The 13,392-nt window shown below is 51.2% G+C and carries 11 protein-coding genes; 7 read left to right on the plus strand and 4 right to left on the minus strand.

All coding sequences use genetic code 11. From position 1 onward, the window contains the following. Nucleotides 1-118: 118 nt before the first annotated feature. From LG198_RS07155 to lplT, 5 genes are all read left to right on the plus strand, one after another. Complete coding sequence (locus LG198_RS07155) at nt 119-913, plus strand: energy transducer TonB family protein (protein WP_230342493.1); 795 nt, start codon at nt 119-121, stop codon at nt 911-913. After that, complete coding sequence (locus tag LG198_RS07160; RefSeq protein WP_230342494.1) at nt 910-2,379, plus strand: sensor histidine kinase; 1,470 nt, start codon at nt 910-912, stop codon at nt 2,377-2,379. Before LG198_RS07155 ends, LG198_RS07160 begins: the two co-directional genes overlap by 4 nt. 86 nt (nt 2,380-2,465) lie before the next feature. Next, nucleotides 2,466-2,921: a peroxiredoxin gene (locus LG198_RS07165; protein WP_230342495.1), complete on the plus strand. Its 456-nt coding sequence runs from the start codon at nt 2,466-2,468 to the stop codon at nt 2,919-2,921. An 11-nt stretch (nt 2,922-2,932) separates the two neighbouring features. Continuing rightward, complete coding sequence (locus LG198_RS07170) at nt 2,933-4,330, plus strand: PhoH family protein (RefSeq protein ID WP_230342496.1); 1,398 nt, start codon at nt 2,933-2,935, stop codon at nt 4,328-4,330. A gap of 91 nt (nt 4,331-4,421) precedes the next feature. Next, a complete protein-coding gene (lplT, locus tag LG198_RS07175) occupies nt 4,422-5,606 on the plus strand; it encodes a lysophospholipid transporter LplT (protein ID WP_230342497.1) in 1,185 nt (394 codons plus the stop codon). A gap of 73 nt (nt 5,607-5,679) precedes the next feature. On the opposite strand, the gene LG198_RS07180 is transcribed toward lplT, so the two are convergent. The 4 genes from LG198_RS07180 to LG198_RS07195 form a co-directional block, all read right to left on the minus strand. Then, a complete protein-coding gene (locus LG198_RS07180; RefSeq protein WP_230342498.1) occupies nt 5,680-7,017 on the minus strand; it encodes an NAD(P)/FAD-dependent oxidoreductase in 1,338 nt (445 codons plus the stop codon). 257 nt (nt 7,018-7,274) lie between these two features. After that, nucleotides 7,275-7,808, minus strand: a complete 534-nt coding sequence (locus tag LG198_RS07185) for a c-type cytochrome (protein WP_230342499.1) — start codon at nt 7,806-7,808, stop codon at nt 7,275-7,277. 114 nt (nt 7,809-7,922) lie between these two features. Next, the gene (locus LG198_RS07190) at nt 7,923-8,840 is read right to left on the minus strand and encodes a substrate-binding domain-containing protein (protein ID WP_230342500.1); all 918 of its coding nucleotides are present in this window, start codon (nt 8,838-8,840) and stop codon (nt 7,923-7,925) included. A 136-nt stretch (nt 8,841-8,976) separates the two neighbouring features. Beyond that, on the minus strand, nt 8,977-10,854 hold the full coding sequence (locus tag LG198_RS07195; protein WP_328485072.1) for a methanol/ethanol family PQQ-dependent dehydrogenase: 1,878 nt from the start codon (nt 10,852-10,854) through the stop codon (nt 8,977-8,979). Nucleotides 10,855-11,126: 272 nt separating this feature from the next. On the opposite strand from LG198_RS07195, the gene pip reads away from it, so the two are divergent. Together pip and LG198_RS07205 are read left to right on the plus strand one after the other, a co-directional pair. After that, nucleotides 11,127-12,077, plus strand: a complete 951-nt coding sequence (gene pip / locus LG198_RS07200; protein WP_230342501.1) for a prolyl aminopeptidase — start codon at nt 11,127-11,129, stop codon at nt 12,075-12,077. 28 nt (nt 12,078-12,105) lie between these two features. Continuing rightward, nucleotides 12,106-13,392 (plus strand): YhjD/YihY/BrkB family envelope integrity protein, encoded by a 1,287-nt coding sequence (locus tag LG198_RS07205; RefSeq protein WP_230342502.1) that lies wholly within the window; start codon nt 12,106-12,108, stop codon nt 13,390-13,392.

Genomic DNA, 13,392 nt, shown 5'->3' on the forward strand with positions numbered 1-13,392 from the left:
TGATGGCAATGCCCAGTCTATAATCCCATGAATCTTTCCTTCAACGACGCACCATAGTTCATTATACATCTTGGCCGCTATTGCCCTCCCCGGATTATTGCCAACAAAGAATCACAGCTTGGGCTGGGCTATTCTGGCATCGTTGGCATTGCATATCATGCTGATGATGCAGCTACCCATGCTGGATTTCACCGTTCCTGAAAAAACGGAGCCGCAAGTCCTGCAAGTCGAACTGGCGCCATCCCCTAATGCAACGATGGATAGTGCAGCGATAGAGCCTGCATTGCCTAAGCCAGAAACAATCAAGCCAGCAGAACCCGTTAAACAACCTGATCCTGAACCGGCGCCAGTACCCAAGCCTGCACCCAAACCCGTGCCGCAGCCACCTAAGCCAACGCCTAAGCCCCCTGAGCCGCCAGTACCTTCCCAACCGGCAGAAAAACCTGCGGCAGCCGAGATACCATATGCACCAGCCCCGGCAGTTGTCCCCAATGTCATGACAGCGCCACCTCGGGAAAACCCAACGCCTGCTCCTGTTGCTCCCGCTCCTGCGCCAATGCCTGAAACCACGCCAGCCCCGCCACCACCTGGCCCCAGCCAGCAGGATCTAGACGCAGCGCGTAGCTTGTATGGCAGCATGCTCTCCCGAGCGATTGCCAAATACAAACAGTATCCGAAAATTGCCCAGATGCGTGGATGGGAAGGTGAAGTGTTGCTGGAGGTGCATTGTGATGATAAAGGCCAGGTGCTCTCAACCCAGGTGAAAAAATCCAGCGGCCACAATGTATTGGATGAACAAGCCATGACCATGGTCAAAAAAGCGTCGCCGCTACCCCAACCGCCTGAAATATTGCGTAACAACAAAAATCTGGTCATTCTGGTACCAGTACCCTTTACGCTGGAAGCGTCATGAGCGATCACCCGCAAGCAAAATCACTCAAGGATGTTTTGCTGATCCATGAGTTGACGTTTTTTCTGCTAGTGATTCTTGCGGGCACGGCCGGTGTTATTGGCATGCGTATCTGGGATCAATCATCCCAGGAGTCACAACGTATCCACCTCATGGTGCAGGAAATCCAGCAGACCCGCGGCGATTTGTATCGGCAAATGAAAGAGTTGTTTGACCTGCATTTTCTGAAAGACCCGCATGCGCAAGAGGAATACAACGTCTACACCCTTTCTATCGACGCCCATTTCCGCAAGCTCCTGGAGTTGACGGCAGATAGCCAGGAAAAAACTGCCATCATGGAGTTGAATGCTAGCTATCAGGAACTGATTCAGGAAACCCAGCAGATCTTTGCGCTGGTAGATAATTACAACAACGCAGAATTGGAAAAGGTGCTGAACACCCATCTGGAGTCCAGCATTTTCCACCATTACGAAATCATTTCAGCCCGTGCCGAACGGCTCCTGCTGTTAAAGCATCGGGAGCTTTCCGCCCGGCTTGAAGATGTAAAACATACTGCATTTACGCTGCTGATCATTCCGATTGGGTTGGCCTTGCTGCTGCTGGTGTTTTCGCATATTTTCCTGAAGCGGGCCATCGTGCGTCCAATTCGCAATGTGCTCCACGCAACCAGCGAAATCAGTGCCGGCAACCTGGACCACAAGGCCCCTGAGGAAGGGGTGGCCGAACTGGCCGCCTTGTCTTCTGCCATCAATACCATGGCACACGAGCTGACCCGCAGCCAGGAAGCACTGGTGCGCTCTGAAAAACAGGCTGCACTCGGCCTGCTGGTGCCTATGCTGGCCCACAATATCCGCAACCCATTAGCCAGCATCCGCGCCACAGCCCAAGTTGCCGACAGCGAGCACCTGGATCAGGAAACTCGCGACTCGCTTACTGCGATCATCAGCACAGTAGACCGCCTGGATCGCTGGACCCGCGCACTGCTGGCATATTTGCATCCATTGAAACCGCACGCCAGCGCCACTACCTTACGCCAGGTATTGCAAGGCGCACTCATGCCATTGCAGCAGAAAATCCAGGAAAAACAACTCGCGGTGCAATTACCTGACTGGCAGGATATCAATGACCGCATGTTCACCGATGAGAACCTGCTGGAACAAGCCTTATATAACCTACTGCTGAATGCCGTGGAGGCGTCTCCGCAAACAGGCGAAATTTCAATTCATTGCAATGCTTTCAATGAAAGCCTGCATATCACAATCAGCGACCAAGGCTCAGGCATGCCTTTTACGCCGGATCCGCATGCAGTCAGCCCCGGCCCAACCACCAAGCGTTTTGGCACCGGCCTGGGCATTCCCTTTGCATTCAAGGTGATGGAGGCGCTGTCAGGCCACATCCACTTCAATAATCGGGTGAAGGGTGGGACTGTCACTGAAATCACATTGCCTCGTGATCATCAACCCCAATGAAATTTGTGTGAGCAACATGCCAGAACCTGCTTGCCTTATCTCTGGTTTTTATCAACAATGAGAGCGTCTAGAGTTTACTATCTGCCATGTTGAACCAAGCGATTCCTGATTTTGAACTACCCTCCACCAGCGGAAAAACTTTCAGGCTTTCCGACTACACTGGCAAAAAACTGATCATTTACTTCTATCCCAAGGACAACACCCCCGGCTGTACCAATCAGGGTAAGGATCTGCGTGACCTCTACCCGGCTTTCCAGGCCAGCAATACGGAAATTGTCGGGATTTCACGTGACGGTCTCAAGTCCCACGAGAATTTCAAAGCAAAATTCAGCTTCCCATTCGAACTGCTATCCGATTCCGAAGAAAAAGCCTGTACGTTATTCGACGTAATCAAGATGAAGAAGTTGTATGGTAAAGAAGTACGTGGCATAGAACGTAGCACGTTTGTCATTGATGAAAACGGTGTTCTGGTCCGAGAGTGGCGTAAGGTCAAAGTGGACGGCCACGCCCAGCAAGTGCTCGAATTCATTCAATCCCTTTAAAAGGCAGCCAGATGCTCAGAAAGCGCACCGCAAGCACCAAACTGTTTGTACTTGATACCAATGTGCTGATGCACGATCCATCAAGCCTGTTCCGCTTTGAGGAACATGACATTTACCTGCCTATGGTCACGCTGGAAGAACTCGACAACAACAAGAAGGGCATGACAGAAGTCGCCCGCAATGCACGCCAGGCGAGCCGCAACCTGGAGGAAATCGTCGGCAGCAACCTCACCGATCTGGAAAAAGGCTGCCCGCTTGCCATCAATGGCAACAAGCATGTCAGCGGCAAACTGTTTCTGCAGACAGAGGCCGTCACGACAGAGCTGCCCATGCTGGCTGGCAGCAAGGCAGACAACCAGATTCTGAGCGTGGTGCTTGGGTTGCAAAAATCCCAACCCAGCCGTGAGGTAGTATTGGTCAGCAAGGACATCAACATCCGCATCAAAGCGCGTGCTATTGGCGTTGCTGCTGAAGACTACTTCAATGACAAGGTATTGGAAGACACCGACCTGCTCTACACCGGCATGAAAGAGCTGTCCGCCGATTTCTGGGAAAAACACAGCAAGGCGCTAGAATCATGGCAGGATGCAGGACGGATGTTCTACCGCATTACCGGGCCGCTCTGTAAGAGCTTTCTCGTCAATGAATTTGTCTATTACGAACATGAGAAACCGTTCCATGCGATCGTGCGCTCAATAGAAGGCAATACAGCCGTGCTGGAAGTCGTCAAGGACTATACCCAGCCCAAGCACAGCATCTGGGGCATCACATCACGTAACCGGGAGCAGAATTTTGCACTCAACCTGCTGATGGATCCCGAGGTAGACTTTGTTACGCTGCTGGGCCAGGCAGGCACCGGAAAAACCTTGCTCACGCTTGCCTCCGCGCTGACCCAGACCCTGGACAAAAAGATTTACAGCGAAATCATCATGACACGTGTTACTGTGCCTGTGGGTGAGGATATCGGCTTCCTGCCGGGAACAGAAGAGGAAAAAATGGCGCCCTGGATGGGAGCATTGGAAGACAACCTGGATGTGCTCAACAAATCAGATGAGGATGCGGGAGAATGGGGCCGTGCCGCCACGCAGGACCTGATCCGCACCCGCATCAAGGTAAAATCATTGAACTTCATGCGCGGACGTACCTTCCTACATAAGTTCCTTATCATCGATGAAGCCCAGAATTTGACCCCGAAACAAATGAAAACACTCATTACTCGTGCAGGACCTGGGACTAAAGTTGTTTGTTTAGGTAATATTGCGCAAATTGATACGCCCTACCTGACTGAAGGCAGTTCCGGTCTCACCTATGTGGTGGATCGCTTCAAGGGCTGGACCCATAATGGGCACGTCACATTGGTACGTGGCGAACGCTCAAGGCTGGCAGATTTTGCAGCAGAAATTTTGTAGTAATAATTGATCACTAAAATGATTCAATCTGGCATAGCCAGTCATAATGACAGGAAAATGCGCCCCCTTGCCGGGGTGTAACAAAGCAGCGATGAACTGGGGTTTTTATATCATACTGCTGGCGCAATTCGTATCCGCGCTAGCTGACAATGCATTGCTGTTCACCGCGATTGCTCTATTGAGGGACATGGAAGCGCCAAGCTGGCACGACCCATTACTTCAATGGTTCTTTGTCATTTCGTACATCATTCTGGCCCCTTTTGTCGGGGCCTTTGCTGACGCCTTCCCCAAGGGCAGGGTGATGTTTGTCTCCAATGCCATCAAGTTCGTCGGCAGCACGGCCATGGTGTTTGGCATGCCGCCCTTGTATGCCTACGGTATTGTCGGCATAGGCGCAGCCGCCTATTCGCCCGCCAAGTACGGCATTCTGACGGAATACCTGCCGCCTTCCATGCTGGTGAAAGCCAATGGCTGGATGGAAGGCTCCACCGTCATGGCCATTGTGCTGGGAACCGTCGTCGGCGCCATCCTGCCCAGTATCAATATCCAGATTGCCATGATTGTGATTACGGTGCTTTACCTCTCGGCAGCCATCTTCAATATCTATATCCCCAAAGTACCGGTGGATCACAAACCTCCCAAGAAAACGCCCACCTTTCTCATCAAGGACTTCTGGCATGCCACCAAGGCATTGTGGAAGGATGCGCAGGGGCAGGTTTCGCTTGCAGTCACTACCCTATTCTGGGGAGTGGCAGCCACATTGCGCTTTGTCGTGCTGGCCTGGGCCGGCTTTGCCCTCGACTTCACCCAGGAGCAATCCACCTACCTGATGGTAGTTGTCGCCATCGGCATCGCCTTTGGTTCGATAGCCGCCGCACGCATGGTCAAGCTGGAGCATTCTGCGCGCGTATTACCCGTGGGGATTGCAGTGGGGTTATTGGTCATCGGCATGAGTTTTGTCACCAACTGGATTATTGCCTGCATCCTGCTACTGCTGATTGGCGCCTTGAGCGGCTACCTGGTCGTACCCCTCAACGCATTGTTGCAGCATCGCGGCCACCTGTTAATTGGCGCAGGCCATTCGATTGCTGTGCAGAACTTCAATGAAAATCTTGGTATTGCCGCCCTGATTACCCTCTACACACTCATGATCAAGGCGGATATCCATATCAATTTCATCATTGTCACCTTTGGTTTGTTTGTCAGCCTGAGCATGGGCGGGATATATAAGTTATATCAGGCCAAAAATACAAATCAACTCAGCAAGAAACCTTAGCCTTTATTCTAGAAACAATAAAAAACCCGGATGCAATTCCGGGGTTTTTATTTCATCCGATGGCCAATGCGGCTTAATGCAACTTAACCCTGGCTTCGGTCCTACGCGTAATCAGGCGTGCAAGAATTTGCAGCACAACGGCAAAGAAGCCATGAAGCGCCATCAAGTGCATCTGGTATAAAGATTGATACATCAGGCGGGCAAACAGACCTTCAATATACATACTGCCACCAGCAATCGCACCCATCAGGCTGCCCACTGTGGAGTAGCGCCCTAAGTTGACCAGTGAGCCATAGTCACGGTAGGTATATTCAGGCAGGTTATCCTTGCCAGCAACCCTGGCTTTGACGGTCTTGACCAGCATGGAGGCCTGCTGGTGTGCCGATTGCGCACGTGGCGGCACATTCTCATCATGACCAGGCCATGGACAGGCAGCGCAATCGCCAAAAGCAAATACATTTTCATCCAGCGTCGTTTGTAGGGTGCGCTTCACTACCAGTTGATTGATGCGGTTAACTTCCAACCCATCCAAGTCGCGAAGAAAATCAGGGGCCTTGATGCCTGCAGCCCAGACGACCAATGCAGATGGAATAAAGCGGCCACTATGGGTGTACACACCCTTGGCGGTCACTTCAGTAACACGTTCACCAGCATAAACATGCACACGCAGCTTGCGCAGCTCAACATCCACTGCCATTGAGAGCTTGGGAGGCAAGGCTGGCAATACACGGTCGCTAGCCTCAATGATGGAAATCTTGATGTCCCTGTCAGGGTCGATCCTGTCCAGCCCATAAGAGGCGACTTCACGGGTTGTGTTATGCAGCTCTGCTGCAAGTTCAACACCAGTAGCGCCAGCCCCGACGATAACCACTTCCAATTGACCTGCCTGCACAGGCTCCGCCTGGGTCTGGGCGCGGATCAGGGCATTGGTCAGCTGCTTGTGGAAACGCTCAGCCTGGTTTTGCGTATCCAGCGCAATGGAATGCTCACGCGCGCCGGAGATGCCAAAATCATTGGTCGTACTGCCCACGGCAATAATCAGGGTGTCATATTGGAAAGTACGACGAGGAATAACTTCTACACCTTCCTCGTCAAAATAAGGCGCGACATACACTTCTTTCTTGCCGCGATCCAGGCCATCCATGCGCCCTAACCGGAAATAGAAATGATGCCAGTGGGCCTGGGCGATGTATTCAAGTTCATGCTTGTCCGGATTCATGCTCCCTGCTGCAATTTCATGCAGCAATGGTTTCCAGACATGGGTTCGCGTGCAGTCAATCAGGGTGATATGGGCTTTCTTCTTGCGTCCCAAGCTCCTGCCTAGACGTGTCGCCAGTTCCAGCCCGCCTGCGCCGCCACCAACAATCACCACACGATGCAAATCTGAATTTGTTTGCGTTTCCAATTGCATAACTTCACTTTCCAGGACTAATCAATGTAAATCAGTATACATAACGGCAAGCACAGCTTTACTGCGTGATGACAGTCACTCTTCAGTAATCATGACTTTGGCGACAGGCTTGCACAAAAAGCATTACGCTGATTTTACCTCTAAAGCCGGGGCTTCGCGCATAAAAAAAACGGCCATTGTACAAACAACGACCGTCTTTACTATACCGAGGGATACTAAACTAGACCAGCGCTAGCACCGCTCACTATTTTTAGGATTTATTTCTGCGGCGCTTCATTCAGCCATGGCTTGTCGCCACCGCCTTTGTATTGGCTACGCAGGAATGCCACAATTCTCAGGATTTCATCGGTGGAAACCAAGTCCGGATTGCCAGCAACCTGCTTGTGCCAGGTAGCCATGCCGCCATTGGTACCGCCCGCGATCGTTTCAAACAAACCCTTGTCTGTGATGTGTTTGGAATATTGCCAGCGATCATCGGTAATCGAAACAGCCACTTGGCCATCGCCATTAGGGCCATGGCAGGTAGTGCAGGAATAAAGACCAAATTTCCTCTTGCCCAGCTTGGCTTTTTCCGGGTCGGCTGTGTAGATCTTTGTATAAGGATTCACGCAGGTTTCCAGGAACTCCTTGGCTTCAGGGGTATCATCTTCGGCCACTGTAATTTTTAACGGGCTATTATCCTTGGTAGATACCAGATTGCAGGCAGCACTTGCCTGCATAGGCATCGCCAATCCTGCCAGAGCCAGCACAGAAGCTGCCAAGGTTGCTTTGATCACTCCATGATTCAACATACTTTCTCCTTGCTTTATAAACATTTAAACTTCGACTGCTTTAATCAACTGAATCAGTCTGCACTTCATTTAACGAGTCAGACATGTAACAGTTGACCCAGTTCATGAATTTTTCTATTCGAATTTGGGAATTACATCACCCTTCTCTTTAGATTTTTTCTCAATATCATCACCCTCAACTACCGGTACATGAGGAATGCCATATTCATCGAGAATCTTGATGATGTCGTCATGGCGGCGATCAAGCACTTCCTGCAGCACGGCCATTCTTTCCTTGTCACGCTTGCGTACAGCCAGTGAAATATTCCAGTATTCCTTGCCATGTATATTCTCCTGCTCATATTCCGGGGCAGGCACGACAACCAGCGGAATCGAAGCTTTCTTGGCGTAATACCCGGCAATCGGGCCCCAAAGAATTGCCACGTCGATCTCACCTTTGACCAAATCATCAATCACGAAACTTGGCGGTAAATTGAGATCGCGCTGAATACGGTAGGGGCGGGAATTGCCAAGCAGACCTTTATCATTCAGAGGACGGGAAGGCGGAGTCTGGCCAACCACACCGATAATGCCTTTGCGCAAGTCAGGGGAGTCCCAATCCTTGATGTCATAACCGCTATCCTTGCGGTAGACGAATACGTAACCTGAACGGTAATAAGGCTTGGATGTCAGCATCATGTCGTTGCCCGCGACAGTGCCGATAATCACGTCGCAACGACGTGCATTTAACGTGTTTCTGATAAAACCCATACGGTCATACCAAAACTGGTAGGTCAGGGTCTTGCCGAGATCCTTGGCAATCAGCTCGGCAATTTTGTTCTCAAAACCTTCTTGCTTGCCGTTTGAATAAGGCAAATTGTCATAGTCTGCACAGACTTTAAATTCGTTGGGGTTATCCTCACGTACCGGCAGACCACCACGGCCTACTTCGGTATCAACCTCCAGTGTATTGGTGGCGCCTCCCGCCATGGCGAACTGGCTGACACTTGCCAACATCAGCACAAATGAAACCTTTTTCAGCGTTTTCAGCATTGCCTACTTCCTTCTGCGTTGATAAGCCATCTAACTAATTACTTATCAAAGATAAAAAGCACCCTGTCCTAAGACAGGGTGCTTGGGAGCAACTAACCTAATGTCAGCTTTGAATCTTCTGCATCAAATCAGACGATTACAGGCTGAACACGTTCAGTGCACCGCCGCCAGGAGCAGCGTTGTACTTGGTCAGTTCTTTGTAACCACCAGCAGCGCCCAGCGCATCGGTGTCGTTATCAAGGCCAAGGTTCATCGCTACGCCAGCCCAACCACCGATACCGGAGAGCACGCCAACGTATTGCTTACCCTTGTGGGTGTATGTGAAAGCATTACCAATCACACCGGAACCTACCTGGAATTTCCAGAGTTCCTTACCACTTTGTGCATCAACAGCCTTGAACCAACGGTCCAGAGTACCGTAGAACACCAGGTCAGAAGCTGTGGTCAGAACACCACCCCAAGCAGAGAACTTCTCCTTGTTGTACCACTTGCTCTTGTTGGTCAATGGGTCATAAGCAGCGAAGCCACCCATCACGCCATCAGGACCAGCGAACATGGTCAATGTAGCACCAACCCATGGCTGACCAGCGATGTACTTGGACTCAACCGGCTCATAGGTCATACAAACGTGGTTGAGTGGGGAGTACACCAGGCCAGTACGTGGGGAGTAAGCAGCAGGCTGTTGGTCCTTGGTACCCAGCGCGGCAGGGCAGATACCCTTGGCGTTGTAGTCTTGGTGAGTAGAGTACTTGCCATCCTTGTGTGGAACGCCGCTGGCTTTGTCAACATGAGTTGCCCAGTTGACGAACGGGTGTACCTTTTCTGCGGCGATAATGCTGCCGGTATGTGCATCAAAGGTGTAAGCAAAACCGTTACGGTCATGGTGCCATGCGTATGTCTTGCCGCCCTTATCGAACAGGATCACTTCGTTAATACCGTCATAGTCCCATTCATCGTGAGGTGTCATTTGATAACCCCACTTGGCGATACCAGTGTCGACATCACGCGCGAAGATAGTCATGGACCACTTGTTGTCACCCGGACGTACGTCCGGGTTCCAAACGGATGGGTTACCAGTGCCGTAGTAAACCAGATTGGTTCTGTGGTCATATGGCCACCAGCCCCAGGTAGATCCACCACCGTGCTGCCAACCATCCTTAACTGCTTGTGGCTTCAACCAGGTCTTAACACCCAGGTCTTTTTCAGGGAACTTCAGCTTTTCCTTAGGCAATGCCTTGAAGGAGCCGCCTTCCTTGTTACCGCCGTTGACATCTTCATATACGGACAAAGCGCTGTAGTGCGGGTTGTCCTTGTTGAAGTCATTGCCGATCAGCACTTCGCTGTCAGGACCTGTGCTGTATGCCTTCCATACCAGTGAACCATCCTTCAGGCTGTAAGCAGCCAGGAAGCAACGCACACCGAATTCAGCACCAGAACAACCGGTCAGAACCTTGTCCTTGATCACATGAGGTGCATTGGTGTTGGTGGCACCAACCTTGGGATCATTAACCTTGACATCCCAAACCTTGGCACCAGTCTTGGCATCCAGTGCAACCAGTACGCCATCATTCTGTTGCAAGAAGATTTTGCCATCGCCATAACCTAAACCGCGGCTGACGTTATCGCAGCAGAGCACAGCTTGTACGGATGGGTCTTGTTTAGGGAAATATGCCCAGATGATCTTTTGGTTATCATTCAGGTCAAGCGCGTAGACATTGTTAGGGAATGCGGTATGTACATATAACACATTGCCTACAACAACAGGAGAGCCTTCGTGTCCACGGTTTACACCGGTAGCGAATTGCCAAGCAGCCTTCACATTCTTGACATTGCTCTTGTTGATTTGATTCAGGGTGCTATAACCCTGATTGTTATGTTGCCCACGTGGATGTACCCAGTTGTTAGGGTCCTTCAATGCAGCTTCTTGGTCAGCAGCAGCGGATGCAACCATGGGCAATGCCATAGCCATACCGAAAGCCACACCAAGCGCCAGCTTGATTTTGCTCATCTCCATTTTTATAAATCTCCATAGTGATACTACTAAGGGTTTAACAAGACCCAGCCCCGCGTATACCACCTCCCATTTATAATTATGGGTTGTTGCAGCATAGTTGAGACTTTGTCTCTTACTCACTTCAAAGCGAGTAGACTGCATCTTAGTGCAGGAAAAAATGTTTTGCAATACTCTGTTTACATTTTACTTACAATTAAATAATTCCTAAACTTGGTATGACAAATTCCCTGAAAAATAAAAATTGCCTCCCAAATTAATGAGAAAAATCCCCCATGAGTGACTCACTATTCCCGGAAATCCAGCCCTATCAACAAGACTGGCTCAGCGTTTCGCCACTTCATTCTATTTACTATGAACAGTCGGGGAGCCCGGCCGGACAGCCTGTCGTCTTTTTGCATGGCGGCCCTGGCAGCGGTTGCAATCCGGGACAGCGCCGCTATTTTGACCCGGCCCATTACCGCATCATTCTGCTGGATCAACGCGGCTGCGGACGCAGCACACCACAAGGGGAGACGCAGGAAAACACCACCAGCCATCTGGTCGCAGACCTTGATGCCCTGCGCCAGCATTTGGGGATTGATCGCTGGCTGGTGTTCGGCGGCTCATGGGGCAGCACCCTGGCGCTTAACTACGCCCTGGCCCATCCTCAACATGTCAGCGGCCTGATCTTGCGCGGCATTTTCCTTAGCCGTCAAAGTGAATTGGATTGGTTCTTGCGTGATGTACAGCACTTCTTCCCCGAAACCTGGGCGAAGCTGCTTTCCTACCTGCCGCCAGAAGAGCAGCATAATCCCTTAAGCGCTTTTGCCGAGCGCGTTTTTTCAAATGATCCAGCCATCAGCGAACCCGCAGCCGTCCATTGGAATGCCTTCGAGGCCAGTATCATGACCTTGTTGCCAACCCCGATCAATGAGCAGGCAATCAATGCCAAAATCGAACTAGCCCGCGCACGGGTGCAAATTCATTACATCCAGAACCAGTGTTTTGTCGGCCACCACGACCTGTTGGCAGAAGCAGCTGCCCAATTAAAAGACATCCCCACCGTCATTGTGCAGGGACGTTACGATATGGTGTGCCCTCCATTGACAGCGCATCAGCTCCATGAGGCAATACCACATGCCGAGTTCCACATGATTCCGGATGCGGGACATTCTGGCATGGAGACAGGCACAAGGAGCGCCCTAATTGCCGCAACGGAGAAATTCAAGCAGCCATTACAATAATCAGCTTAATCAATCGCAGGAGCAACATTTGGCACTCAACCTATCCAGGGTCAAACATTTGGGCAGCCATCCGGCGTTGCACAAGTCGCGCCGCGCCTATGCCCGGCATCGCTACAGCACGCCGTTCTTTGTACTGCGCGAAACATTGAGCAGCTTCCAGGTACACAATGGCTTTGGCATCTCGGCATCGCTGTCCTTTTATGCCATGTTTGCCCTGATTCCACTCATCGTGCTCATGTTCTTCCTGCTGAGCCACCTGGTGGTTTCCTCCAATTACGCCACAGTCAAACTGGCTATTCTGGTCAGCAACTTGGTGCCCAATCTCAGTAGCCGCATCATGGTTGAAGTCTATAACGCATCGCAGCACAAGGCTGCCTGGGGGGTCTTTGGCTTCATCGCCATGTTCTGGCTGGCTGTCCCTTTAGCAGGCGCATTACGCTCGGCCTTTTACACCATTGCCAGCGTGAAGGAAGCGCCATCTTTCATGCGGCGGCAGGTAAAGGATATTCTTGGTGTTCTCGGTATATTGCTGATGTTTTTCCTGTTTACCATCCTGGGTCTGGGTATAGAAAAAGTCGTTGAAGTCCTTGAGCCCCATGTCAGCTATTCCAGACACCTCAACTCAGCTACCTCTATCATCCTTACCACCTTGCTGATGGCGGTTTTCTACCGGGTTTATTTCCCAGTGCGTCTCCGGTTTGCGCATATATTGATTGGCGCTACTGTCACTGCCTTGCTGTGGCTTGCCATGCGTCCCGCATTCAGCCTGTTCCTGTCTGTGAACCCCGCTTATGGGGCCGTGTTTGGCGGCATGAAAAACCTGTTCATCTCTATCGCCTGGCTTTACTACACCTTTGTGGTGTTCATGCTCGGAACAACATTGATTTCCACTTTACGTAAAAAAGACGTCTTGCTGCTGCGTGGCTTGTTCGACCAAATGCCGGAAGACCAAACCACCTACCTGGAAGAATTGATGGAGCGTTACGGCAAAACCTTCCGCAAGGGAGACTATATTTTCAAGATTGATGACAGCTGTCACGACCTGTATTACCTTGTATCAGGCCGCATCAAACTGATGCTGGGCGAAAGAGTGCTGCGAGAGCTCAACAGCGGGGATTATTTTGGGGAAATGGCATTCCTGACCCAGACCCCCAGGGTGGCAGATGCCATCGTGGTCTCCAACGAAGCCAGGGTTGTGGTGGTCAACGCAGAGAGTATTGAAACACTGCTGCTAGGCGAGCCGCACATTACCATGAGTTTCCTGCGGCAAATGGCAACCCGCCTACAGCACAATCACATACAAGGCGCAGCCTAG

The sequence above is a fragment of the Methylobacillus arboreus genome (assembly GCF_020532725.1).
Taxonomy (GTDB): domain Bacteria; phylum Pseudomonadota; class Gammaproteobacteria; order Burkholderiales; family Methylophilaceae; genus Methylobacillus; species Methylobacillus arboreus.

Excerpts from the sequence above, each read along its gene's own strand:
- LG198_RS07160 (WP_230342494.1), top strand. The coding sequence starts at position 910 with ATGAGCGATCACCCGCAAGCAAAATCACTCAAGGATGTTTTGCTGATC.
- LG198_RS07165 (WP_230342495.1), top strand. The coding sequence starts at position 2,466 with ATGTTGAACCAAGCGATTCCTGATTTTGAACTACCCTCCACCAGCGGA.
- LG198_RS07170 (WP_230342496.1), top strand. The coding sequence starts at position 2,933 with ATGCTCAGAAAGCGCACCGCAAGCACCAAACTGTTTGTACTTGATACC.
- lplT (WP_230342497.1), top strand. The coding sequence starts at position 4,422 with ATGAACTGGGGTTTTTATATCATACTGCTGGCGCAATTCGTATCCGCG.
- LG198_RS07180 (WP_230342498.1), bottom strand. The coding sequence starts at position 7,017 with ATGCAATTGGAAACGCAAACAAATTCAGATTTGCATCGTGTGGTGATT.
- LG198_RS07185 (WP_230342499.1), bottom strand. The coding sequence starts at position 7,808 with ATGTTGAATCATGGAGTGATCAAAGCAACCTTGGCAGCTTCTGTGCTG.
- LG198_RS07190 (WP_230342500.1), bottom strand. The coding sequence starts at position 8,840 with ATGCTGAAAACGCTGAAAAAGGTTTCATTTGTGCTGATGTTGGCAAGT.
- LG198_RS07195 (WP_328485072.1), bottom strand. The coding sequence starts at position 10,854 with ATGGAGATGAGCAAAATCAAGCTGGCGCTTGGTGTGGCTTTCGGTATG.
- pip (WP_230342501.1), top strand. The coding sequence starts at position 11,127 with ATGAGTGACTCACTATTCCCGGAAATCCAGCCCTATCAACAAGACTGG.